The sequence below is a fragment of the Roseibium sp. M-1 genome (genome assembly GCF_054515675.1).
This window is the reverse complement of the sequence record NZ_CM137257.1, coordinates 187,629-211,346: the sequence shown is the minus strand read 5'-3', so window position 1 is coordinate 211,346 and position 23,718 is coordinate 187,629. Positions and strand designations below refer to the sequence as shown.

General features: G+C 65.2%; 29 protein-coding genes. All 29 read right to left on the bottom strand.

Features of this window, described 5'->3' with window-relative positions:
* Position 1: 1 nt before the first annotated feature.
* The gene (locus ACX3M4_RS01060) at positions 2-1,171 is read right to left on the bottom strand and encodes a TraB/TrbI/VirB10 family type IV secretion system protein (protein WP_459356757.1); all 1,170 of its coding nucleotides are present in this window, start codon (positions 1,169-1,171) and stop codon (positions 2-4) included.
* Positions 1,168-2,145, bottom strand: a complete 978-nt coding sequence (trbG, locus tag ACX3M4_RS01055; RefSeq protein ID WP_459356756.1) for a P-type conjugative transfer protein TrbG — start codon at positions 2,143-2,145, stop codon at positions 1,168-1,170. Before trbG ends, ACX3M4_RS01060 begins: the two co-directional genes overlap by 4 nt.
* Positions 2,142-2,831: a conjugal transfer protein TrbF gene (gene trbF / locus ACX3M4_RS01050; protein ID WP_459356755.1), complete on the bottom strand. Its 690-nt coding sequence runs from the start codon at positions 2,829-2,831 to the stop codon at positions 2,142-2,144. The genes trbG and trbF overlap by 4 nt, the downstream gene beginning before the upstream one ends.
* The gene (trbL, locus tag ACX3M4_RS01045) at positions 2,828-4,180 is read right to left on the bottom strand and encodes a P-type conjugative transfer protein TrbL (RefSeq protein ID WP_459356754.1); all 1,353 of its coding nucleotides are present in this window, start codon (positions 4,178-4,180) and stop codon (positions 2,828-2,830) included. The genes trbF and trbL overlap by 4 nt, the downstream gene beginning before the upstream one ends.
* Before the next feature lie 6 nt (positions 4,181-4,186).
* Positions 4,187-4,468: a putative entry exclusion protein TrbK-alt gene (trbK-alt, locus tag ACX3M4_RS01040; RefSeq protein WP_459359346.1), complete on the bottom strand. Its 282-nt coding sequence runs from the start codon at positions 4,466-4,468 to the stop codon at positions 4,187-4,189.
* Between the two features lie 28 nt (positions 4,469-4,496).
* Positions 4,497-5,267, bottom strand: a complete 771-nt coding sequence (trbJ, locus tag ACX3M4_RS01035; RefSeq protein WP_459356753.1) for a P-type conjugative transfer protein TrbJ — start codon at positions 5,265-5,267, stop codon at positions 4,497-4,499.
* Positions 5,254-7,719, bottom strand: coding sequence for a conjugal transfer protein TrbE (gene trbE / locus ACX3M4_RS01030; protein WP_459356752.1), 2,466 nt, complete (start codon positions 7,717-7,719; stop codon positions 5,254-5,256). The genes trbJ and trbE overlap by 14 nt, the downstream gene beginning before the upstream one ends.
* Before the next feature lie 15 nt (positions 7,720-7,734).
* Positions 7,735-8,016, bottom strand: coding sequence for a VirB3 family type IV secretion system protein (locus ACX3M4_RS01025; RefSeq protein ID WP_459356751.1), 282 nt, complete (start codon positions 8,014-8,016; stop codon positions 7,735-7,737).
* Positions 8,016-8,348: a TrbC/VirB2 family type IV secretion system protein gene (locus ACX3M4_RS01020; RefSeq protein ID WP_459356750.1), complete on the bottom strand. Its 333-nt coding sequence runs from the start codon at positions 8,346-8,348 to the stop codon at positions 8,016-8,018. The genes ACX3M4_RS01025 and ACX3M4_RS01020 overlap by 1 nt, the downstream gene beginning before the upstream one ends.
* A complete protein-coding gene (trbB, locus tag ACX3M4_RS01015) occupies positions 8,329-9,354 on the bottom strand; it encodes a P-type conjugative transfer ATPase TrbB (protein ID WP_459356749.1) in 1,026 nt (341 codons plus the stop codon). Before trbB ends, ACX3M4_RS01020 begins: the two co-directional genes overlap by 20 nt.
* A 191-nt stretch (positions 9,355-9,545) precedes the next feature.
* The gene (locus ACX3M4_RS01010) at positions 9,546-9,989 is read right to left on the bottom strand and encodes a CopG family transcriptional regulator (RefSeq protein ID WP_150061450.1); all 444 of its coding nucleotides are present in this window, start codon (positions 9,987-9,989) and stop codon (positions 9,546-9,548) included.
* A gap of 5 nt (positions 9,990-9,994) precedes the next feature.
* Entirely contained in the window at positions 9,995-11,989 is a 1,995-nt protein-coding gene (locus ACX3M4_RS01005) for a conjugal transfer protein TraG (protein ID WP_459356748.1), read from the bottom strand.
* A 27-nt stretch (positions 11,990-12,016) separates the two neighbouring features.
* Entirely contained in the window at positions 12,017-13,756 is a 1,740-nt protein-coding gene (locus ACX3M4_RS01000; protein WP_459356747.1) for a relaxase/mobilization nuclease domain-containing protein, read from the bottom strand.
* A gap of 243 nt (positions 13,757-13,999) precedes the next feature.
* Positions 14,000-14,767, bottom strand: coding sequence for a lytic transglycosylase domain-containing protein (locus tag ACX3M4_RS00995; protein ID WP_459356746.1), 768 nt, complete (start codon positions 14,765-14,767; stop codon positions 14,000-14,002).
* A gap of 3 nt (positions 14,768-14,770) precedes the next feature.
* The gene (locus ACX3M4_RS00990) at positions 14,771-15,106 is read right to left on the bottom strand and encodes a DUF736 domain-containing protein (protein ID WP_459356745.1); all 336 of its coding nucleotides are present in this window, start codon (positions 15,104-15,106) and stop codon (positions 14,771-14,773) included.
* Between the two features lie 48 nt (positions 15,107-15,154).
* Positions 15,155-15,700: a S26 family signal peptidase gene (locus ACX3M4_RS00985; protein ID WP_459356744.1), complete on the bottom strand. Its 546-nt coding sequence runs from the start codon at positions 15,698-15,700 to the stop codon at positions 15,155-15,157.
* Positions 15,697-16,218 (bottom strand): DUF2840 domain-containing protein, encoded by a 522-nt coding sequence (locus ACX3M4_RS00980; RefSeq protein ID WP_459356743.1) that lies wholly within the window; start codon positions 16,216-16,218, stop codon positions 15,697-15,699. The genes ACX3M4_RS00985 and ACX3M4_RS00980 overlap by 4 nt, the downstream gene beginning before the upstream one ends.
* The gene (locus ACX3M4_RS00975; protein WP_459356742.1) at positions 16,215-16,466 is read right to left on the bottom strand and encodes a ribbon-helix-helix protein; all 252 of its coding nucleotides are present in this window, start codon (positions 16,464-16,466) and stop codon (positions 16,215-16,217) included. Before ACX3M4_RS00975 ends, ACX3M4_RS00980 begins: the two co-directional genes overlap by 4 nt.
* Positions 16,463-17,116, bottom strand: coding sequence for a ParA family partition ATPase (parA, locus tag ACX3M4_RS00970; protein ID WP_459356741.1), 654 nt, complete (start codon positions 17,114-17,116; stop codon positions 16,463-16,465). The genes ACX3M4_RS00975 and parA overlap by 4 nt, the downstream gene beginning before the upstream one ends.
* Positions 17,113-18,249 carry a replication initiator protein A gene (locus ACX3M4_RS00965; protein WP_459356740.1) on the bottom strand — a complete coding sequence of 379 codons (1,137 nt, stop codon included), beginning with the start codon at positions 18,247-18,249 and terminating at the stop codon, positions 17,113-17,115. The genes parA and ACX3M4_RS00965 overlap by 4 nt, the downstream gene beginning before the upstream one ends.
* A gap of 17 nt (positions 18,250-18,266) precedes the next feature.
* Positions 18,267-18,548, bottom strand: a complete 282-nt coding sequence (locus ACX3M4_RS00960) for a helix-turn-helix transcriptional regulator (protein WP_459356739.1) — start codon at positions 18,546-18,548, stop codon at positions 18,267-18,269.
* A 137-nt stretch (positions 18,549-18,685) separates the two neighbouring features.
* Positions 18,686-19,216 (bottom strand): DUF2285 domain-containing protein, encoded by a 531-nt coding sequence (locus tag ACX3M4_RS00955; RefSeq protein ID WP_459356738.1) that lies wholly within the window; start codon positions 19,214-19,216, stop codon positions 18,686-18,688.
* On the bottom strand, positions 19,104-19,448 hold the full coding sequence (locus tag ACX3M4_RS00950; RefSeq protein WP_459356737.1) for a transcriptional regulator domain-containing protein: 345 nt from the start codon (positions 19,446-19,448) through the stop codon (positions 19,104-19,106). The genes ACX3M4_RS00955 and ACX3M4_RS00950 overlap by 113 nt, the downstream gene beginning before the upstream one ends.
* Before the next feature lie 140 nt (positions 19,449-19,588).
* Positions 19,589-19,849, bottom strand: coding sequence for a DNA -binding domain-containing protein (locus ACX3M4_RS00945; protein ID WP_459356736.1), 261 nt, complete (start codon positions 19,847-19,849; stop codon positions 19,589-19,591).
* A 126-nt stretch (positions 19,850-19,975) separates the two neighbouring features.
* Complete coding sequence (locus tag ACX3M4_RS00940; RefSeq protein ID WP_459356735.1) at positions 19,976-20,224, bottom strand: helix-turn-helix domain-containing protein; 249 nt, start codon at positions 20,222-20,224, stop codon at positions 19,976-19,978.
* A gap of 164 nt (positions 20,225-20,388) precedes the next feature.
* Complete coding sequence (locus ACX3M4_RS00935) at positions 20,389-20,553, bottom strand: hypothetical protein (protein WP_198670758.1); 165 nt, start codon at positions 20,551-20,553, stop codon at positions 20,389-20,391.
* 516 nt (positions 20,554-21,069) lie between these two features.
* Positions 21,070-21,471, bottom strand: a complete 402-nt coding sequence (locus tag ACX3M4_RS00930) for a single-stranded DNA-binding protein (RefSeq protein ID WP_459356734.1) — start codon at positions 21,469-21,471, stop codon at positions 21,070-21,072.
* A 689-nt stretch (positions 21,472-22,160) separates the two neighbouring features.
* The gene (locus ACX3M4_RS00925) at positions 22,161-22,577 is read right to left on the bottom strand and encodes a hypothetical protein (RefSeq protein ID WP_459356733.1); all 417 of its coding nucleotides are present in this window, start codon (positions 22,575-22,577) and stop codon (positions 22,161-22,163) included.
* A gap of 168 nt (positions 22,578-22,745) precedes the next feature.
* Positions 22,746-23,681: a DUF2493 domain-containing protein gene (locus tag ACX3M4_RS00920; protein WP_459356732.1), complete on the bottom strand. Its 936-nt coding sequence runs from the start codon at positions 23,679-23,681 to the stop codon at positions 22,746-22,748.
* Positions 23,682-23,718 lie beyond the last annotated feature (37 nt).

Genomic DNA, 23,718 nt, shown 5'->3' with positions numbered 1-23,718 from the left:
TTCAGCCTCCATAGGGTTCGAGGACGAGATCGCGGGTGACGATGACGCGCACTGGGAATCCCGGTCGGATCGTCAACGTCGGTGCGACTTGCAACTGGCGCTGGACGATCTGCTGGCCGGCATCATTGATCGTGTCCTGAGCGCCGTTGCGGATCGCCTGAATCAGGCGATCGTCGTCATCCATGGTCAGTTCCGCCCCGACCGAGAGCAACGTGGAGAGCCCGGCGGCCTTCGCCAGATCCCACCAATGATAGTCGACCCCGTCCTCGAGCCCGGCATAGCCCTGCGTGTCAGCACCGGGCTGGCGTTCGAGGACGATGGAGCGGCCATTGGGGAAGATCAGGCGGTTCCAGACGAGGAGCACGCGGCGATCGCCGAAGCCCACGTCATTGCTGTATTCGCCGATGATGCGCGTGCCTTGGGGGATCAGCACCATGTTGCCGGTCGGACTGTCATAGATGTGCTGGGTCACCTGCGCCGTGATTTGACCGGGAAGATCCGAGCGGATGCCGGTAATCAGCGCCGCCGGAATGACGGACCCAGCCTGCAACACGAAAGGCGACGCCGGTGGCGTGATACGATCAACCGCTACGGTGCGCCGGTCAACCGGGGCGTTGAGGAAGGCGAGATCGTTGTTCTGTGCGGCGCCCGGCTGGTTGCCGAGATTGAGCCCAGCAAGGTTTGGTGCTGGGGCTTCCCGCGTGGCGCCTGGTGCGGTCTGGAAGAATACCCGGCTGGTGCGCGCCGCTTCCTCTTCGGCGAGCCGTCGTTGTTCCTCCGGATCGACGGCCGATGCATTGATCGCTGGCGGCGGGACAGGTTGGCCGCGCTCTTGTGCATCGAGGATCGGACGGCCGAGATCGCCGGGAAGTGGTGGACCGAGCACCGGACCGGTGTAGTCGCGCGGTAATTCATTGAGTCCGTCAGCGGTGTTGCGGTTCTCGGTCGAATAAAGTTCGTCGCTGCCAACTCCATTGTCGGGCGTCTGGAGCGCGTAGATCAGCGCACCTCCGATCCCGAGAGCCGCGACCAGCCCGAGGCCGGCGAGCACCCGGCGCGAGAGCCGCGTGACACGCGGCGGGGTTCCCCGGAGCCGCATCGGTTCGGCGGTGTCGTGGGCTGGCGCATCAAGCGGCACATCGTCCTCTCTGGTGTTGTCGATGTCGCTCATGATCCGGGCCTCCCGTCGGTACGCACGATCCTGACGGCCCGCTGGCGGTCACCGCTGCCGAGGCGCAGCTCGGCGGCCGCAAAGATGCGGTCGACGATCAGGATGTTTCGATAGATGCGGCTGTTGACGATCTCCGGCTCGCCATCCGAGCCAAGGACGAAGAGCGGCGGCATCTCGCCCTGCACGATTCCGGCGGGAAAGACGATATAGACCCGCCGCCCGTCGTCGAAGACCGAGACCGGCCGCCAGGGCGGACTGTCGCCCTGCAGTCCATAGCGGTAGTGGCGGGCCGACGCGGCCGGAATCCTCGGTGTTGTCGGCGTCGCGCGCTGTGTGGCGGGCGGCTGCGGATAGGCCCAGGCGACGGCAGGCATGTAGGGATCGTCGCGGGATCGCAGCTCGATCATGTAGGTGCGCCGGTCGGTGGTGATAACGAGGTTGGTGACGATGTCCGGCCGCGTCGGCTTGACGAGGATATGGACGCGGCGCGATGTTCCCGAGCCGCTCTCGGTATCGCCGATGATCCAGCGGGCGGTGTCGCCGGCCGCGATCGGTCCCGCCCCGGTCAGCGCTTCGCCCGGTTCAAGCGCGATGTTGGTGATCTGGCCGGGGGCGGCATAGACCTGATAGAGAGCGCCCTCGCTCCAGGGGTAGATCTGGATGGCGTTGTAATAGCCTTCCCGGCGGGGCTCGATCCGGGCGGCCGCGTTGGCGTTCTCCACCCGGCCGGTCGGCGTCGCGGCAGCGGAGCCGCCCCGTGCAACCGTCCAGGCCGGTGGCGTGTGGATCGGCCGCGGTCGCTGGTCGGTCGTCGGTCGCTCGACCGTTGGCAGCGGCGGCACGCTGTCATCATAGCTGATCTCCGGCGGACGATAGGTGGCGCATCCAGCGAGCGCCGATGCGGAAATCAGCACAAACGGCAATGCGGCTTTACGGAAAACCAGGAACGCGGGTGTGCGAACAATCGTACTCATTGGCCCATCTCCCGCGACCAGTTGATGGCGTTGACGTAGATGCCGAGCGGGTTGGCGCGCAGTCGCTCGGCGTCGCGTGGCGGCTGGATGACGATGGTCAGGATCGCCGTCCATCGCTCGGTCGCGGAGAGCTGGCCGTTCTCGTAGTGCCGCTCCGTCCAGGCCACGCGGAAGGAATTCGGCGAGGCGCGAATGACGCTGGAGACTTCGACGGCGATCTGCTGACGCCCGACCCGAGTGAACGGGTCGTTGGCGCGGGCATAGTCGTTGAGCGCCAGCGCGCCGCGATCGGTGGTGAACTCGTAAGCGCGCAGCCAGTTCTGTCGCACGATGATCGGGTCGGCGGGGATCGCGCGTACCTGCTCGATGAAGCGCGCCAAATGGAAAGCGATTTGGGGATCGCTCGGCTCGAAGCTGGCGTCCGCCGGACCGATCGCATGGGCCTCGCCGAGATTGTCGACTTCGACGACCCAGGGCACGACGTTGCCGGTCGTGGATTGCCAGACCAGGGCGCTTGCGAAGCCGCCGGACAGGATCAGGCAACCGAATGCCATCAAACGCCAGTTGCGGGCCTGCACCCGGGCTGAGCCAATCCGGTCGTCCCATACCTGGGCCGCGCGCTGATACGGGGTCTCAGGCCCAGCGGATTTACCGTAGTGGGTGGTGGATCGTTTGAAGAAGCTCATGAGCGATTCCCCTCGGAAAGATTGACAGAACTGGCGCCGCCATGGCTGTCGCCGGAGCGCACCGCATGCGCGGCGGCCTGGACGCCGTGGGAGAGACGCTGCGAACGCTTCATGCGCTTCGCCCAATCAGGCGGACCGTCCGTTGGTGTGGATGGAGCTGTGGCGGAACCTGCCGTGCTGGCCCCGCTGCCCAGTGTTCCGCCAGTCGTCTCGAAGGCTGATCGAGCACCCGACTGGAAACTCTCGCGTGCGCTTTCGGCAACTCTCGTGCTGGCACGGCGTAGCGGAGACGTCGCCGCGCGTGCGCCGGTGCTCGCGACCGCGCCAAGACCGGAAGCAACGCTGGCAGCGCCGGATTGTCCGGCCGATCCGAGGCTATAGGCGGTTGTGGCTCCGCCCGCGGCAGCGGCGCCGCCGCGCGCGGCGGCCGCTGTGCCGGAGAGCGCCATGCCACCGCCTCTGGCGGCGAGACCCGCAGCACCCGCGCCAGCCAAGGCAGCGCCGCCCACGGCAAGTCCGGTTCCGACGGCTGCACCCGCGCCGAGTTGCGGGCCGCCCGAGACGATGCCGTTGGCGATGCCCGGTCCGAATATGCCGAGGCCGAGCAGCGACAGCGCCGCGAGGACCACGGCCATAGCCTCGTCGATCGTCGGCGTGACGCCGCCGAAGCCGGCAGTGAACTGCGAGAACAGGGTCGAGCCGATGCCGATGATGACGGCGAGGACCAGCACCTTTATGCCCGACGAGATGACGTTGCCGAGCACCCGTTCGGCCATGAAGGCGGTCTTGCCGAATAGACCGAAGGGAATGAGGACGAAGCCGGCGAGCGTCGTCAGCTTGAACTCGATCAGGGTGATGAAAAGCTGGATGGACAGGATGAAGAAGGCGAGCAGGACCAGCGCCCAGGCGAAGAGCAGGCAGGCGATCTGGATGAAGTTCTCGAAGAAGGCGACCCAGCCCATCAGGTCGGAAATGGATTCGAGCAGTGGCCGCGCCGCATCGAGCCCGGTCTGGGCCACGCGGCCCGGCCGCATCAGATCGGCTGCTGTGAAGCTGGTGCCCGACGCCATCAGGCCGAGGCCGGCGAAGCTTTCGAAGACGATGCGGGCGAGATTGTTCCAGTTGCCGATGATATAGGCGAAGACGCCGACGAAGAGGGTCTTTTTGACGAGCCGCGCGATGATGTCGTCGTCGGCGCCCCACGACCAGAAGAGGGCAGCGAGCGTCACGTCGATGACGATCAACGTGGTGGCGATGAAGGCGACCTCGCCGCCGAGCAGACCGAAGCCGCTATCGATATAGCTGGTGAAGACCCCAAGGAAATTGTCGATGACGCCGGTGCCGCCCATGGATCGCTATTCCTCGTCTGGGGATGCGGTGTCGGACGGTGCGCGGCCGAGGAAGCGGTCGCGGGTCTCGGCCCAGATCGCGAGACACTCGGCGTCGCGGACCGCAGCTTCGCCGAGTTGCTGGCAGCGGCGCTGTTCTGCGCGCAGCGGATCGACGGAGGGCGCAAGCGCTGGCGCGGGAGCCGGTCGCGCGGGTTCGTCCTCGCGCGTCAACTCGATTACCGTCGCCGTGATGGCGAAGGCGACGAAGACGATCGCTCCAATCCGCGCCAGGGTCTTGCCCTCCATTTCTTCCCCCTTCCGGCCGTCCGGCGCGTCAGTTGTTGCTGTTGAACATCTGCGCATTGCCGGGCTGATAGCCGGAGCCCGGCGTCAGGAAGCGTTCGCGCTGGACGCGTCCCTGTTCGGCCGCGGCCGCCCGCTCGGCGTCGGTCAGCGCCCGGGCGCGGCCATTGGCGGCGATGACGGCCGTGAGATCGGCGAGTTGCTGGGCCTGCAATGCGAGGAGCTGGTTGCCGGCCTGTGTCGCCTGCAGCGCGCCGGTCGCGCCCTGGCTCTGGCCAACCAATGCCGACATCTGGGCGCGGTTGGTCTCGATATTACCGACGACACCGGCCTGGACGCGCATAGCGTCCTGCAGACCGCCGACGGTGTTCTCCCAGCGCGAGCGCGCATCGGCGACGAGCTGCTGCTCCGAGGCGCTCATGTCGATGTTGGCGTATTTCTGCTGGAAAGCCTGGTCGATTTGCTGGACGTCGAAGGCGATATTCTGTGCCTGCTGTAGAAGGGATTGCGTGCGGCCGACGGCCTGTTGAAGCTGCTGGAGCGACGAGTAAGGCAGGCTTGTCAGGTTGCGCGCCTGGTTGATGAGCATCTGCGCTTCGTTCTGAAGCTGCGTGATCTGATTGTTGATCTGCTCTAGCGCGCGTGCCGCCTGCAGCACGTTCTGCGCATAGTTGGTGGGATCGTAAACGATCCACGCCGCCGAGGCCGGGGGCGCCAGCACCAACGGCAGCACCGCGACCGGCGCGGCGATGAGCGCGGCGGCAAAGCGGGCCGCACGCGAACGGGATTTACGTGTCTCCATGATCAGTCTCCTTTTTGGGCTGGGGGATGAGATTGCTGAGATCGGGAATGAGATCGGCCGCCCAGTCGACGCCGCGCTCCCGCAGCCAGGCCGCGAGGAAATCCGTGCGGCCATGTTCGGCAAGGATGCGCGCGATGGCGGCCTGATCGGTCTTGGCGGAGGTGGCGCAGAGCGCCAGCGCCACTTCGCTCAGCCCCAGTTCGAAGAGCCGGTTGCCGCGCCGCGATTGGCAGTAATAGTCGCGCTTGGGCGTGGCCCGCGCGAGGATCTCGATCTGGCGGTCGTTGAGGCCGAAGCGTCGATAGATCGCCGTGATCTGCGGCTCGATCGCGCGCTCGTTGGGGAGCAGCAAGCGCGTCTGGCAGCTCTCGATGATGGCCGGCGCGATCACTGATCCGTCGATGTCGCTCAGGCTTTGTGTCGCGAACACGACGGACGCGTTCTTCTTCCTCAGCGTCTTCAGCCATTCGCGAAGCTGGCCTGCAAAGCCTTCGTCATCCAGCGCCAGCCAGCCCTCGTCGATGATGATGAGAGTCGGCGATCCGTCGAGCCGGTCCTCGATGCGATGAAAGAGATAAGCTAGGACCGCGGGCGCCGCGCCGGTGCCGATCAGGCCCTCGGTCTCGAAGGCCTGCACAGTAGCCTCGCCCAGATGCTCGACCTCCGCGTCGAGCAAGTGGCCATAGGCGCCGCCGACGCAATAGGGCCGCAGCGCCTGTTTGAGGTCGTTGGATTGGAGCAGCACCGCAAGGCCGGTGATCGTGCGTTCCGCGATTGGCGCCGAGGCGAGCGAGGTAAGCGCCGTCCAGAGATGCTCCTTGACCTCCGGCGTGATCTCGACGCCCTCCCGCATCAGGATCGCCACGACCCAGTCGGCGGCCCAAGCCCGCTCGGCAGTCTCTTCGAGGCGCGAGAGCGGCTGCAGCGAGACGCTCTGATCATCGCCTTCGGTCAGTCCGCCGCCGAGGTCGTGCCAGTCGCCGCCCATGGCGAGCGCGGCGGCGCGGATCGACCCGCCAAAATCGAAGGCGAAGACCTGGGCGCCGGCGTAGCGGCGGAACTGCAGCGCCATCAGTGCCAGCAGCACCGACTTGCCCGCGCCGGTCGGGCCGACGACGAGCGTATGCCCGACATCGCCGACATGAAGGGAAAACCGGAACGGGGTCGAGCCCTCGGTCTTGCCGAACAGCAGCGGGGGCGCTGCGAAGTGCTCGTCCCGTTCCGGCCCCGCCCACACGGCGCTGAGGGGGATCATGTGGGCAAGGTTGAGGGTGGAGATCGGCGGCTGGCGGACATTGGCGTAAACATGTCCGGGCAGCGATCCGAGCCACGCATCGACGGCGTTGATGGTCTCGGGCATCGCGGTGAAGTCACGTCCCTGGATGACCTTCTCGACCAGACGCAGCTTCTCGTCGGCGACGCGCCGGTCGGCGTCCCACACCGTTACCGTCGCGGTGACATAGGCGATCCCGGCATAATCCGCGCCGAGCTCCTGCAGGGCCAGATCGGCATCGGCCGCCTTGTTGGAGGCGTCGGTGTCGACGAGCACGGAAGCCTCGTTGGTCATCACCTCCTTGAGGATCGCGGCAATCGACTTGCGCTTGGCGAACCACTGGCGCCGTATGCGGGTCAGGAGCTTCGTCGCATCCGTCTTGTCCATCAGGATGGCGCGGGTCGACCAGCGATAGGGAAAGGCGAGACGGTTGAGCTCGTCGAGCAGGCCGGGCGTGGTCGCCGTCGGGAATCCGGTTATCGTCAGCACGCGCAGATGCTCGTCGCCGAGCCGTAGCTCCAGCCCGCCGGCGAGCGGCTGGTCCGCGAGCAACGCGTCCAAATACATCGGCGTCTCGGGGACGCGGACACGGTGACGTTTGGTGGAGACGCAACCATGGAGGTAGGTCAGCGTCTCGGCGTCATCGAGCCAGCGGCATTCGGGCATGAAGGCGTCGATCAGGCGGAGCACACGGTCGGTGCGATCGGCGAAGCTGGTGAGAACTTCGTGCGGATCGACGCCCTTGGTCTCGCGGCCTTCATAGAGCCAGCTTTCGGCGCGCGCGGCGTCCTCGGCCGGTGGCAGATAGGCGAAGGTGAGGAAATAGCTCGACTCGAAATGCGTCCCTGCTTCCTCGAAGCTCGCTTTGCGTTCGGCATCGACCAAAGCGGATGCGGCGTCGAGAAAGCGGCTGTCGGGATAAAGATTCGAGGGATGGCGCTGAGCCTCGACGAAGATCGCCCAGCCCAAACCGAGACGGCGGAAAGCATTGTTCAGCCTGCCGGCAACAGCGATGAGCTCCGCGGGAACCGCGGAATCGAGGTCCGGCCCCCGGAAGCGCGCCGTGCGCTGGAAGCTGCCGTCCTTGTTGAGGACGGTGCCCTTCTCGACCAGCGCCACCCAGGGCAGATAGTCGGCGAGCCGGGTGTTGCGATTACGGTATTCGGCGAGGTTCATCATTACTGCGCCTCCCCTTCAGATCGTCAGATGCGCGGGAATGCGCAGATGGCGGCGGCCGACCTCGACGAAGAGCGGGTCGCGCTTGGCGGCCCAGACCGCCGCGATGTGTCCGATCGCCCAGATTGCAATGCCGACCAGCCAGAGCCTCAGGCCAAGACCCACCGCCCCGGCGAGCGTGCCGTTCATGATGGCGATGGCGCGCGGCGCACCGCCCAGCAGGATCGGCTCAGTGAGCGCGCGGTGAACCGGCACGGAAAAGCCGAGCAGTTCTCCGCCCTGATCGGAAGCGCCAGCCATCAGACCAGTGCCCCGCCGCCGAAGGAGAAGAACGACAGGAAGAAGGAACTCGCCGCGAAGGCGATCGACAGGCCGAAGACGATCTGAATCAGGCGCCGGAAGCCGCCGGACGTGTCACCGAAAGCGAGTGTCAGGCCGGTGATGATAATGATGATAACGGCGATGATCTTGGCGACCGGCCCCTCGATGGATTCGAGGATCGACTGGAGCGGCGCCTCCCAGGGCATAGAGGAGCCGGAGGCGTGCGCGGCGGGCGCCGTCATCATGGCAATGACCACGATCGACGCGGCGGTCACCAGTCTCTGGCGGGTTTTATGCAGAATCTGGTTCATGGGAGCTTTCCTTTGCGGTTGCTGTGGGAGGAGGTGTGTCCGGAGCCTCCATCGCTCTGACGACGCGATAGTCGCCTGCGGGGTCGAGTCCCTCGACGCGGGCGAGTTCCGAGAGACGGCGTGCGGAGCCGCGTCCGGACAGCACGGCCACGAGATCGATGGTTTCCGCGATCAGCGCGCGCGGGACGGTGACGACGGCTTCCTGGACGAGCTGCTCAAGACGGCGCAGCGCACCGAGCGCCGTGCCTGCGTGGATCGTGCCGACGCCGCCCGGATGGCCGGTTCCCCAGGCCTTGAGGAGATCGAGCGCCTCGCTGCCGCGAACCTCGCCGATGGGAATGCGGTCGGGCCGCAGGCGCAAAGAAGAGCGGACGAGATCGGAGAGTGAGGCGACGCTGTCCTTCGTTCGCATGGCGACTAGGTTCGGCGCGGCGCATTGCAACTCGCGCGTATCCTCGATGATGACGACGCGGTCGGCGGTCTTCGCGACCTCGGCCAGCAGCGCATTGGTGAGTGTGGTCTTCCCCGTCGATGTGCCGCCGGCGACGAGGATGTTTGCGCGCGCCGCGACCCCGGCCCGCAAGGCCGATGCCTGCTCGGCCGTCATGATGCTGGCGGCGACATAGTCATCGAGGGAGAACACGGCCACGGCGGGCTTGCGGATCGCGAAAGCCGGCGCCGCCACGACCGGCGGCAGAAGCCCCTCGAACCGCTCCCCCGTTCCGGGCAGTTCCGCCGAGACGCGCGGGCTTCCGGTATGGACCTCGGCACCCACATGGTGAGCGACCAGCCGGATGATGCGTTCACCGTCCTCCGGTGCCAGGCGCTCGCCCGTATCCGACAGACCTTCGGAGAGGCGGTCGATCCAGAGGCGCCCGTCCGGGTTCAGCATCACCTCGACGACGCCGCGGTCCTCAAGGAAGGCCGCGATGGCCGGACCGAGCGCGGTGCGCAGCATCCGCGCGCCTCGAGCGATCCCTTCCGAATTGTGATGTGAGGCTGCCATCCGATCCCCGATTCCAACGGGGACAAAAAGGCGATCCCCATGCGGGGATGAGTAAAAGATCCTGATTTATAGCTGATTCAACAAGTATTTAGCGTCGTAGTAGCGTGGCGTGCAAATACAGGAAAACGGCGGCGGTCGAAGCGTGAGCTTGCACGTGCCAGCGCGAAGCGAGCTTTTAAATCAGCAACTGATCAGGTTCCGCTGCCCGATTCCTGCGTCTGCCCAACGTCTTCAGATATTTCCTGTCGAAGTTTCGGGCCCTTCGCGAGACGGCGGCCGAGCGCCGTGACGAATTGATCGTAGCGCTCCCCGGCTTTGGCGCGAGCTGCCTGAGCGGCAGGTTCCGGCAACGCCGGCGTGGTTGCGACCCAGTATTTGATGAACACGGCCAAGCTCTCGATGGCGATTCCCATATCACGTTCGAGCCGAGTCATGCGTCGGTCGATCTGATCGAGACGTTTGACGATGACCGCTTCGCGCCGCTCAGCGGCATCTGGCGACAGGAACGAGGCGATGGCGGCTTCAGCGATCATCGACTGCGGTTGATCGCGACGTGCGGCGTAATCCGCCAGCATCTCCATGATTGCGGGATCGAGATAGACGGAGATTTGCGCCTTTTTCTTGCGTGCGATCATCGCAATCACAGCTCCATGCCGTCATTCGGATCAAGCGAGACCTGCCGCGCCACCCCCTGCATAATCCCGGTCATGCGTCGATTGCGCGTTGCCGCGTCATCCACATCTTCGTCCCGGTCAGTATCCAGTTCGAAGGGATTCTCGATGGGCACCTTCTTTTCGACGGGCTTCACCCGGCTGAGTTCGGGTTGATGGCGGCGCTCGGAATCGGTTGGGTCCTCGTTGTCCTGGATCGCTGCCGCATCCTTCGGTTCGACCACTGCCGGATGCACCGGCAATGGCAGTGTGGTCCAGTCGTCGGGGCGGCCCTCCTTCGGCGCGGTGTGTGCCGGTGGTGGCAGGATGCGTTCATTGAAGCGGGCGTCCTCGTAGTAGCGGGCCTTCTTCGCCCGGATCGGCGGCGTGCCCGCGACCATGACGATCTCGTCGCTTGGCGGGAGCTGCATGATCTCGCCGGGGGTCAGCAGCGGCCGCGCGGTCTCCGAGCGTGAGACCATGAGATGTCCCAGCCAGGGGCTCAGCCTATGCCCGGCATAGTTCTTCATCGCCTTCATCTCGGTGGCCGTGCCGAGTGCATCGGAAACGCGTTTGGCGGTACGTTCGTCGTTGGTCGCGAAGCTGACGCGAACATGGCAATTGTCGAGGATCGAGTTGTTGGCGCCGTAGGCCTTCTCGATCTGGTTCAGCGATTGCGCGATCAGGAAGCTTTTCAGCCCATATCCGGCCATGAAGGCCAATGCGCTCTCGAAGAAGTCGAGTCGGCCGAGTGCCGGAAACTCGTCGAGCATCAGCAGCAGCCGGTGGCGGCCCGCTTTCGCCTGCAGATCTTCTGTTAGTCGACGGCCCACCTGATTGAGGATCAGGCGGATCAACGGCTTGGTGCGGTTGATGTCGGACGGCGGGACGACGAGGTAGAGCGTGGTTGGGTGTTTCGCACCCACCATGTCGCCGATGCGCCAGTCGCAGCGCCGTGTGACTTCGGCCACCACGGGATCGCGATAGAGGCCGAGGAACGACATCGCCGTGGAAAGCACGCCTGAGCGCTCGTTATCGGACTTGTTGAGCAGCTCGCGCGCGGCGCTGGCAATTACGGGATGCGGTCCCGCCTCCCCTAGATGCGCGGTTTTCATCATGGCGGCCAGCGTCGACTCGATCGGCCGCTTCGGATCAGAGAGAAAAGCTGCGACGCCGGCCAGCGTCTTGTCCACCTCCGCATAAAGGACGTGGAGGATCGCGCCGACCAGGAGGGCATGGGAGGTCTTTTCCCAGTGATTCCGCTTCTCGAGGCTGCCTTCGGGGTCGACCAGGATGTCGGCGATATTCTGGACGTCGCGCACTTCCCATTCGCCGCGCCGGACTTCGAGCAGCGGATTGTAGGCGGCGGATTTGGCGTTGGTCGGGTCGAACAGGAGCACGCGGCCGTGGCGCGATCTGAACCCGGCCGTGAGCTGCCAGTTCTCGCCCTTGATGTCGTGGACGATCGCCGATCCGGGCCAGGTCAGCAGCGAAGGCACGACGAGGCCCACGCCCTTGCCCGATCGGGTCGGGGCGAAACACAACACATGCTCCGGCCCGTCGTGGCGCAGATAGTCACGATCATAATGGCCGAGCACGACGCCGTTGGGATGCAGCAGCCCCGCCGACTTCACCTCCTGCGGCTCTGCCCACCGCGCCGAGCCATAGGTTTCCGCCTTCTTGGCTTCGCGTGCGCGCCAGACAGACATGCCGACCGCGACGGCGATCGCAATGAACCCGCCCGAGGCGGCAATGAAGGCGCCACGGACGAAGATGTCGGGGGCGTAGGCGTCATAGGCGTACCACCACCAGAAGAAGGACGGCGGCAGATAGATCGGCCAGCCCAGCAGAATGAACCAGGGCGATCCAAGCTGCGCTTGGAACCCGAGCCTCCAGGCAACATATTCGGTCGCGCCCCAGGTGGTGAGAAGAACGATCAGGAAGACAGTGAGGATCTGCCCCCAGAGGATCTTGGTGCCGGACATGGGTGTTGGCCTTTCTTGTTTGTTGGATCAGAGACCGAGGCCGCGCTTGCGGCCAAAGCTCCAGTCGACGCCACCATCGCCACGCGCAACGCCCGAGATGTGGCGGCCGAGATGCTTCTCCATCGAAGGCGTCCACGGTACGAGCTGGAATCCGAGACCGTCGTCGATCATTGCGAAGCGGCCGGAGGCGAGCGTGAGGCGCTGGCGATAGGCGCCGGCGACGTACTCGCCGCTGCCGACGCGCTGGAACGGCTGCCCGGTCTTCGCCGCCAGTTTCTCGCCGACTTCGTCCAACTCGCGCCGGCGGAGCGTGTCGACAAGATTGCGGCTGAAGACTATGCGCCGACCCTGCTGCTCGGCGAAGCCTTCCCCGATCAGACGGTCGGCCCGCCTGTCGAGGGCATTGCGCACCTCCGCTCCGAATCCGCCCTCGGAGAGCGCGGCGGGCTCCCGTGCGATGTTCTGCCGGTCGAGCCAGGTCGCCCCGGAGGCGGTCACCTGTCGCTCGATGTCGAGATCGGAGCGCACCGCGAGCGCGACGCGGCGGTTCCCGCGGGAATCGTCATAGGCGCGCAGTTCGACGATCGAGCCCGGAGCGCTGTCGCCGGCGGCGTTGAGATCGGCGAGCTTGACGTGATGGCTCCGCCCGTCAACGCCGTCGACCACGGCGTAGGCCGTGCCCTTGAGCTCGTCGTCGAGCCCGCGCTCGACCAGACGCCCGACGATGGGCGCGTCGAGGCTTTCGGCTGCCAACACGTAGTCCGCCGATCCACGCTCGATGCCGCGCTCGGTCAACGCGCGGTGCATGCGCCTGATGATGTCGCCGCGCTCCCCGAGTTCACGCAGCGTCGCCTCGGCCTTGTCGCCGATCATCCATTGACCGGGGCCAATCTGCTCTGCGAGGCTGAGTGTTTCCAACTTGCGCAGGCGCCCGACCTTCAGCGCGTGGAACTCGTCAGGCCGCTCGCCCGGCGGCGGAGCGAGGCCGATCACTCCGGTGCGCCGGCTGTCGCGGGCAAGCTGACGGTCGAGTTGCGTCCAGCGCTCGGTCTCGATCTGGCTTTCGAGGGTGCGGCGGATATCGAGATCGGTGCGCGGGCCAAGCTCCTGGGTGATGAGATCGCGCGCCCGGTCGCGCATGCCTTCCTTGATGTAGTCGCGGGAGATGACGAGGTCTTCACCTTCCTGGCGCACGCCGCGCACGATCAGATGGACATGCGGGTGTTCGGTGTTCCAGTGATCGACGGCCACCCAGTCCAGCTCGGTGCCGAGATCCTTCTCCATCTGCCCGACAAGGTCGCTGGTGAAGGATCGCAGGTCGGACATCTCCAGCGCGTCGTCGGGTGAGACGATGAACCGGAAATGATGCCGGTCGTCCTCGCAGCGCTCGGTGAAGGCCCGGCCGTCCGCTTCCTCCTCTCCCGGCCCGAACAGCCGCGCCTTCTCCCCGTCCCGGGTGACGCCGTCGCGGCGCAGATAGTCGAGATGGGTGCCCAGCGGCGGCGTCCGGCCCGAATGGCGAACCACGCGCGCCTTGATGACGGCGCCGCGCGAGCGCGCGGTGATGAAGCGATTGGCCTGTATGCTGGCGCGCTGCCCATGGCCGAAGCGCGAGCGGTTGCCGGATGTGACGCGGCCGGAGCGTGACACGCCGCCGCCCGCCTTCTTCGCCGCCGCCAGCGCCTGTGCGATGAAGGGACGCGCCGCCTGCGCACGGGTCGAACGGATACGGCCAGGCCGAATGCGGAACTCGCGGTCATCGGCCATGGCATCGCCCTGCAATGTGCGAAAAAGGCAGGAAATCCCGGAAGTTGAGTGCGATCCGCACATTGCGATGGAGAGGGACAATGTGCGGAACGCGCCAGAAAATCCAAACAAAACAACCGACCGACCGGCGCGCAATGTGCGCCCTTTTATCCTGCCATCGGTCGGTTGTGGTTCCCGCCGCCACCCTTCGCGCACTCCATGACACGCCGGAACCCGAAATCATGCGATGAGAGCTGCAATGCGTCATGGTTCACCTCCCGTGTCATCCTGAACAACGAAGATCGCTTTCGGATGCGACTGATCCTCGGAATCGGGCTGCACCGGCACGGAAGGCGAGTTGCCGTTCGGGTGCTTGTCGGTGGCGCGGTCCGCGACTGTCTGGCGGTCAACTGAGCGCGGGATGAACAGCGGCGCCTCGCGCCAGTCCGGTGGCGGTGATGGCACAGCCGGAGCGCCGCGCGATGGCACCGTTGCGCCCAGCGCCGGCGCGAGCAGATCGACATAGGCGCGCGTTTCGGCCGGCAGCGGACGGCCCGTTGCGAGGTAGTCGTCATAGCGATCCGGCCCGGCATTGTAGGCCGCGAGCATCGCCGGGATCGTGCCATAGCGGTCGTACATCTCGCGCAGATAGGCCGCGCCCGCGAGGATGTTGTCGCGCGGGTCGAAGGGATCGGCGCCGAGTCGATGTCGAACCCGCAAATCATCCCAGGTCGCCGGCATGACCTGCATCAATCCCTGTGCTCCTGCGCTTGAGATCGCGCGCGTATTGCCGGCACTTTCGGCACGCATGACGGCGACGATCCAGCGTTCGGGAATTCCGAACCGCTGCGCCGCCTCGGCAATATGCGCGGCAATGGGTTCGCGGACTCCCTGTCGTCCGGCGGGCGCCGGCTGTGCAGATGCGCCGCCGGTATCGAGCGCGGCGATGACTAAGCCGGAAAGGAGAAGGAGGACGATGCGGCCGCAGGGACCGCACCGCTGCAATGTTGCTGATGGACCGATGAGCGGCATCGATCAGTCCTGCTCGTCGCGCTTCTTCGGGCGGGTCCAGTGCAGGCCCCAGTCGCGTCCATCCTCGTCCGACTGGAACAGCCGGGCACGAACCGGAAACGCGAATGCCGGGTCATCGAGGACGACGGAGATGAACGTGCCGGCGCGGTCGCCGGTATGTTTCCAGCCTGCGCCGACTTCGGGGCCAGTCTCGTCGCCGAGATGAACGCGGTAGGCCGGCGCGTTCTCGCTGTCGGCGTTCTCCGCCGTAACGAATGTGAGCTCGCAGTCGAAGGACAGCGATCGCATACGTCCGCTGTATCCGTCCGGTGTGCGGATGAACTGACCAATCTGGGGCATGATGATCTCCTGTTCGGATGCGGTGGGATTGCAGGAAGGCGTACGTCGTCACCGCGTCGGCGCGCGCCAGACGAAACGGCCATCGCCATCTTCGTCGGTGTAGAGAGGGACGGCCCGGCCGATGACGGTCGTCGCCGGAAGCGGACCGAAATACCGCCCGTCGAGGCTGTCTGGGACCTGCCAGTTCATCAGGAAGAGTTCGTTGTCCGCGACGGTGCGGCAGCCGTTCCAGACCGGCAGCGGGCGGTCGAGGCGATCACGGTCGCGCGCTTCGCCCATCGCGATTCCATCGACCGTAACGGTGCGGCCGACCCGGCATATGCGCTGTCCCGGCAGGCCGAGGACATGCTTCAGGATTGGCACGTCGCGACCGATATAGCCGCGCTCGACCATGAAATCCTCGAGCGGCTCGGGTGGCATGACCGCAACCAGCTCGGGGACATCGAGGTGCTCGGCGGGCTCGATCCGGTAGAGCCCGATCGGTGCGCTGGCCGACACGTTCCAGACGAGCTTGAGCGAGGTCGGAACGATGGCGGCCGCTGCGACCCCCATGGCTGTGAAGTATGTCAGCATGACATAGCCGAAGCGGGTCATCGTTCGATCTCCTGTCGCTTGAGCCAGGGCTGGTGGCGCTCTTGCGTGTAGGGACGTGGCTCGTGGCCGACGCTCATCCGGTGCGCCACATGGCGCCAGTGATCGGGGGCGGCGTCGCAGGGGTCGACGTTCGCAGCCTCCACCGCATCGATGTGCTGGAGCACCTGTTCGACCTTGGGCCAGCCTTCGATCCTGAGCAGTATTTCGCCGCCGGGTCGCACAAAGGGCAGCGTCTGGTAGGCGGCACCGGGTTCGACGGCGCGCACGATGTCGATGCGCGAGATGACGGTGCCGTAGTCGTTGGTCGCCCATCGCACGAATGCAAAGACGGCGCCGGGGCGGAAGGATACGATGCGCCGGCGGCGATCCACGATGCGCTCGCCGACCTCGCGGCCGAAGCGGATCCAGTATTCGATCCTGCCCTCGATCCAGGTCAGTTCGACATGGGTGTGCGCATCGGTGTTATGGGCTAACGGCATCTGGCCGTCGCCAACGCGGGACGCTGCGGTGCCGGTCATTTGGAGTCTCCTTCGTCTGTCGGGAATTCGCGGGCGAGCAGGTCGCGCAGCATGTCGGCGACAGTGACGCCGCGCTGAAACGCGGCGATCTTGATGCGGCCGCGCAGGTCCGGCGTGATGTCGATGGTCAGGCGTGCGGTGAAACGGGCGGGATCGCCGTCGCGCGAGGGAGCATCCGCGGCCTTGATCCAATGTTCGGGATCTCCGGGCCGGGAGGCGAAACCGCGACGGGCGGGACGCTCGCTCATGGCGTGACCCTCCCGATGCCGAGGCGTTCGATCGCATCCGCCAGCGTCGCGATCTCGCGCGCGGCGGGCGTGTCCTCGTCCAGTTCGCAAACCAGTCGGCCCGACTGCGCGGCTGTCGCGAAGGCGACACGCTGGCCGATGGTGGCGGCAAGTGCGGGTGGATCATGATCGACCAGGGTCTCGGCGGTTTCGCGCGCGAGAACGGTGCGTGCGCCACAGCGGTTGAGAACAAAGCGGGCGACCAACTCGGGCCGGTAGATGCGCGCCTCGGTGACGAGTGCCAGCATTTCCGCCGAGGCCCAGCCGTCGAGCGGCGACGGCTGCACCGGGATCAGCGCCAGGTCGGCCGCGAGCAAGGCCGAGCGCATGAGCGCGGCAACCCGCGGTGGACCGTCGATCACCACCATGTCGGTGTTGCGGACGATCTCCGGCGCCTCGCGATGCAGGGTATCGCGTGCCAAGCCGATAACACCGAAGAGACGTGGCAGTGCTTCGTGGCTGCGCTGCTCTGACCAGTCGAGGGCCGAGCCTTGCGGGTCGGCGTCGATCAGCGTGACGCGCTTCCCCTTCCGCGCCCATTCTCCGGCGAGATTCAACGCAAGCGTGGTCTTGCCGACGCCACCCTTCTGGTTGAGCAGCGCGACGATCATGGCTTGCCTGCCCCGCGCGCGTTCGAGGGTGATCGTGACGTCTCAGCGGGCGATGGTTCTGCGTGGCTTGGGCGCGATTTTCCGGCGACGCTGAGGCTCTTCGCGGCCTTGCGGACGAGGTTTTCCACATCGCGCGCGCGCTCTTCAATGTTAGATTCTTTGTTAGACTCTAAGTTAAGGGCACGATTTCTTGTTTTCTTCCCATGCGTTAACCCCTGTTTGGGTTCCTGATGGCACGAGGGGGTGGTTCCCGATAGCACGTGCCCTGGGGTTCCTGATGGCACGACGCAATCCACAGCCTGTCCACAGGCCGGGACAGGCTCGAACGCGAGCAAGCTCCGCCCGCCGGTTTCGACTTCGAGATACAGCGTGTAGCCGGGCAGCGGCTGGCGCCGGATGATGTCGCGCAGTTCGAAGGCGAAGCGCTTGAACGGGGACCGCGCGCCCGATTTCTGATAGAGGTGGCGAAAATCGAAGCGCCAGCCATTGCGCTGCCGTCCGCCATGCTTGCGCACGATCCTGTAAAGCCAGCGATCGAGCCCGCCGGTGAGGTCGAAATAGGCCCGGTCGATGGTCAGCACGAGCGCGTCGTCGAGCACCGCCTGGTAGAACCAGTCCGGCACGATCATTTCGAGGCCGTCGGGTCTCCCGCGCCCATCCGTGCGTTCTTTCCATTCGTTGATCCAGGAGAAGCGATGGCGGCGCCCCCCGATCGGTTGGCGGATCGTGGTGGAGACGGTGGTGGACTGAAGGCGGTCGAGTGCTGCCTTGAGGCGCTGGTAGTCGCGCAGCGACGTGCCGCGTTCTATGAACTTGAGGATTTCATAGGGTGTCGCGGCAAGAAGGCGCGAGGTGCGAAGGCCGGCATCGCGGGCCTCGACGATCTGGCTCGCCGCCCAGATCAGGATATCGGCGTCCCAGATGGTCGCCATGCCGTGATCAGGGACCGCCTCGACGCGGATCGAAATATTGCCGGCGGCAAAGTCGATCGGCGCGATGCGATGGGATTTGGAGAGGGAGAAGAAGGGATAGGCCATGAGGTCCTGCGCATCTCGTGGCGCGAAGTCGCCGGGGAGCGCCCGGAACAGATCGAGCTGTCCGCGCTCCGATGGAGAGCGATGCCGCGCCGTCATTCGGGAACCGTCCGCGTTCAGCGTGCGAAGCGGCCAGGCTGAGGCACCGCCGGCGACGACTGGCGTTTCGCCGGCAGCACGGACCCGCGAGGATCGGAGGTCGAGGTGACGGCGCCGCGTGCAGCCCAGGCTTCGAGATCGTCGATGGCATAGACGACGCGGCCGCCGAGCTTGCGATAGGCAGGACCCGTTCCGTAGGTCCGGTGCTTTTCCAGCGTGCGGGCGGAAAGCGAGAGGAACTCGGCCGCTTCCTTGGTGCGCAGGAATCGCGGCGGCAAGGTGGTGACATCAGGTTGCATGGTCGGGCCTCCGGGGTGTTGCGGTGGCCGCTGCGGTTCAGCGGCGGACAACGACCACGGTGGCGGAGGGAAGCCTTCTGGGGGGGATGGGAAACTAAGGGGGGTCTAAAAGTCCCACCCCTTTGCTACCGGGGCGGTTAGCGCCGGCGACGGTGGCGAAGCAGTTGCAGATAGCCGCCCGCGATCAGATCTCGGCCGCTTTCGACCAGTTCGATGACGGCGTCGCGCAGCGAGGAGGTCTTCCAGACCTCGGCGGCAACGCGTGTCCGTCCGAAGATCGCGTAAGCGATCTCGCGATAGCTCGCACCGTTCATACGCCCGTCGGCCGCCTGCAGCTTCAGGCGCAGGCGGCGGCGTTGATCATCCGTCATGCGAGTGTCGCGAGGCACGACGCGACCACGCCAAGCCCGCCACAGACGCGACGTTGCATCTAGCCGATCAAGCGTGTCGTCATCGAAAGGGATGAGCGCTGCAAGCGGGTCATTGAAGGCGACATCATGCGGCAGCAGAAGCTGCGCCTCGATGGCGCTTTCGATTGCATGGCGTCCATCCGGGCTATCGCGCCCGGCAGCAATATCTCCGCGCGGTTGCAATGCCGTGGATGGCAGGAGATCTGGACGGCGGGCGAAGAGCAGGACCGAAGGATCGACGGCGGGCGACCAGAACACCGGTTGAACCGTCGCCGGCAGGTCGGGTCTGGCCGCGAAATCGCAACCCCCATCGACGTTCGGCTTCTTGTGAGAGTGGCTGCATCTCCGCTTTGCGCAGAACAAGCCTGTCGTAGAGATCCTGGTAAGGTTCGTCCCTACGAAGGCATTCCCAGGCAAGTCCTTCGATGTTCAACCGGTCGAAGAAGTCGTAACTGCGGCGATCCCGCCAGCGCGATGTGTCAGGTTTCATCCCCTCAACTCCTCGTTGAATACGCGCAAGTCGAGCTGAGTAGGATTCCGGTTCGAGCCGGATGGCGGAAGTCAGTGGCGCGGCATCGCTTGGCGCTGCGCGATGCCGTAAGGGCATCACGTCAGTCAGGTAGATCCGGCTCAGTGGCGCGGCAATTGGAGGAGATGCTTGTAGCCGGTGCGGGTCATCCAGCGCGCCCGTGCCAGATGACTGTCATGGACAAGGCGCGCACGATCCGGCTCGGTTTCCGGGTCGATCCCGAAAAGAACTTCCACGGCCTCGCGCCAGTCCGCCCCATCGTCTGAGGCGTCCAACAAACGCATGTAAAGCTTGATATGCGCCGTGTCATAATCGGTAAGACTCTCGCACGATGGCGCGGTGTCATTGAAAAGATCGGTCATGAGCTGCCCCCGCAGTCCGCGCCTGCTGGCGCGCAGAGCAAGCACCCTAGCAAACTTTTAACCATTTTGGATGCATCGCAACAGTCATCGGCTGACGCGATGACGATATTGCTGCAGGAAGAGGATCTAACCTTCCAAGTCTCCACGATCATCGACAAGCAGCACTCCCTGTCCGCGGTCGGTCGACAGGAAAACGATACCGCCTGCTTCAAGTGCCCTTCTGACCTCATCGCAAGTCGACTCGTACACCCGTAGTCCGCTTTCGGATTCGAGGCGTTTCAGTGCGGTCAGTGATATTCGGGCCTTGTCAGCGAGCGTCTCCTGCGTCCAACCAAGCAACGCGCGCGCGGCCCGCGATTGTCGGGCGGTGATCATGCATGATCACCTCCTACATTCACGAATACGCACGCCAGAACTACGGCTATTTTAGTCGCTTTGTGCCTCGACTTCCAGAAAAAAGCTATGCAATCGAATGAGGTTGCGCGATCAAACAGCAACCGATTCGGTCGCGCGGAAGAAAGGGGGCGTGCCCCCTCCCGTCAGGCGAAAGGGTCGATCTCCTCGACGATGGTGTCGTCGTCGCCGTCATATTCGGCGGCGGGCATCACACTCATCGTCCCGTCACCGGCTCGGAAGATCACGATCGTGGCCATCAGGGTGGTGGCGAGGCTGAATGCGAAGGCATGGGCATCTGCGAAGGACATTCTTCGGCTCCTGTCTTGTGGGCAGGGACCATCCCCGCTCGACAGGCGCCCGAAGTGTTCGGGAATGGACGCGATCACCTCCGGGGCGAAGCCCCGGACGGCGGCATGCTTTGCATAGTCCGACCCTTTATGGGTTGATCGTGGAAGTCCGTGATGGAACCAAGGTCGTGCCTAAAGAGCGGGGTGATCCGCGCCTACATTTCCGGAGCCGCTGTCAGTGCAGTCTTGCATATGCCTGTCGAAGCCTTGCCGGATGCCCCGGGCTGGCATTGAGAGCCATTCCCACGGAGGCCCAGGTCGTGCGTCCGATGCCCGGCTCGAGCCGATATGACGAGCAGACAGAACAGAGATTCCGGCGATCTGCGAACGGGTGCACCAGAACTCCGCCCTGAACTTGCAGTTTGCCCCTTCCGGCCTGTCCTGCCGCAGCGAGGAGGCCCAACGTCTCGAAAGCTGCCGGACGTTGAAGCACGAAAAAGCCCGGCGGCCGAAGCCGCCGGGTCCCGGGCGTTCCGCTCAGAACGGGATGTCATCATCGTCGATGAACTTGCCGTCGTCGTTTTCGGTTTGCTTCGCCCGGCTGAGGAAATCGACCGTCTCGGCGATGATCTCACAACCGTAGCGCTCCACACCGGCGGCGTCCGTCCACTTGGTGTAGTGGATGCGGCCACGGACCAGAACCTTCATGCCCTTTTCGCAATACTGCTGGACCGTCTTGCCGAGGCCGTTGAAGCAGGTGATGCGGTGCCATTCGGTGTCCTGGACACGGTAGCCGTTCTCGTCGCGAAGGACCTTGCCCTCGGCGTAGCGCGGCCGCGAGGTGGCGAGCGTGAAGTGGGTGATGGAGGTGCCGCCCTGGGTGGTGCGGGTTTCCGGATCCTGACCGATGTTGCCGGCGAGAACAACGATGTTCTGCATTTCAAGTCTCCGTTGCTTCAGCCGGAGGGACCGTCCCTCCGACGAGACCCGGAAAAGACCGTCGGGAGACGCCTGCACTGACGCCTTGGCGGAAGCTCGACCCCCAAGGGCCGGAGTGGTGCGGGCAGGCGCGGAACGCGCCAACTCGGTCCGGCGCCGCGGGGGTTGCTGGCGGAAAGCGAACGGGCTTAGGGGATCAGTCAGTCGGAAGGGATTTGGTCCTTCACAGAAGCGGAACGGAAGACAGGGACCAGAAACAGCGTTCTCGCGGGGATCGACAGATCAGGCAGGATCCGGCTCCGCCCCGGCGGTGCACATGCGCAGCCCGTCTCTCAGCGCCACCCGCCGCTGCATCCGGGCAGGGCCATCGCGAAACCAGAAACGGCTTCCGGGCAACCGAATGGCGCCGCAGCGGCTGGTTCGGAGACCTGATGGTCCGGTCCAGCGAGGATTTGCGATCGGAGCAGGAAGTGCTCCCCGGCCTATCCGCCACAAGCGGTACAGTCCCTTCACGGAGTGGCAGCTATGTTGTGAGAGTCTGTCGACAAGGGAGATGTCGGGAGGCGACAAGGCAACCGCTAAAGAAATGCCGATGCCCTCGAAACGCTTTATTTGTGCCAGACGGGCGTGAAACCCGGAGACTGCGGCCCCAGGTTGACCGGGCGAACCGGGCGGCAAAGACGGCGCGTTCAGGCAGTTAGAACGCGCGTACCGAGCGCATTGAGATTAGCCATCGCGGCAAGACCGACGACAAGGCCACCAGCACCGCAAACGAGGTTGAGCGCAAGGACCGAATGGATCGCGTCGTGGGTGACGCCATGCACGAGCGCATAGCCGGCGACCATTGCCGGGACAGCAAAGACGGCAAGCGCCAGAAATCGCAGGGCTGGGTTCTTGGCGAAACCGAGCACGAAGATCACGATCCCGACCGAGAGCAGTCCCGCCCCGATGGCGGCCAGCGCGGACAGGAGGAAGCCGGCGTCGGTGGCATGGACAAAGCGGAAGGAGGTCAGCCCGACCATGACCGGCAAGGCATAGACCGCAAACCGGAACGCGAGGAAGCACAGTGCGGTCAGCAGGGAGATGGCAAGCAGAATAAGCGTCATGGAAACCTCCGTAGGATCTCGCGAGGGATCACGTCAGGCTGCCAGAAAATACGCTCCGCCTGCGACTGGGCTTCAATACCGGTTCTTCATCTCCCGCATATTCAAGGGTATTTTGTCGTGCTCCGTCAAGGAAAAGGCGGTCACACCGCCTGGAAATGCGGCGGCGCGTTATGCGCCGCCGTCGAATTTCATGACCGGGATACCGAGCTTGCGGGCCTTGTCCGCGAGGTTTTCCTGGATACCGGTGCCGGGGAAAACGAGGACGCCGACCGGCAGTGCGTCCAGCATGGCGTCGTTGCGCTTGAACGGTGCGGACTTGCCGTGCTTGGTCCAGTCGGGCTTGAAGGCGATCTGCGCGACCTTGCGGTTGTCCGCCCATTTGGCGGCGATCAGTTCGGTCCCTCTGGGTGAGCCGCCATGTAGCAGCACCATGTCGGGGTGCTTGGCGTGAACCTGGTCGAGCCGCGCCCAGATGAGTTGGTGATCGTTGAAGTCGAGCCCGCCCGTGAGCGCCACCTTGGTGCCGGCGGGTAGCATCACCTCGCTTTCCGCCCGGCGCCGGGCCGCGAGGAAGTCCCGGCTGTCGATCATCGCCGATGTCAGGTTTCGGTGGTTGACCATCGAGCCCGAGCGCGGGCGCCAGTGGCCGCCGGTGTGACGCTCGAACTGTTCGGCGGCGACATCGCGGAAGATCTCCATGCTGTTGCGCCGCTCGATCAGCGTCTGCCCCTCGGCCGTCAGGCGTTCGAGCTCGACGGACTTCACCTCGCTGCCATCCTGCTCGCGCTGGAGGCGGCGCTGCGCCACTTCATTGTCGTCGAGATCGCGCTCGACACGGTCGGTAGCGCGGTGGAAGAGATTGACGGTCGACCAGAGCAGATCGTCGAGATCGGGTTCGAGGCGGGTTTCTCCCAGCGTCGCGATCAGTGCATCGAAGATGTCTGCGACCGCGCCGGCGACGGCATCGCCTTCGGGAAGCGGCCTTGGATCGGCTTCGTCCTGGAAGGGGCGCCAGCCATAGAGCTGGAGTTCGGTAAGAACGGGATCGGTCGGGGATGAGGTGTGAACGGGTTCAAAGCCTGTATCGTCGTCTTCGTGAGTCATCGGGTGGCTCCCAGGTCTGGAGACCGCGCCCATCGCG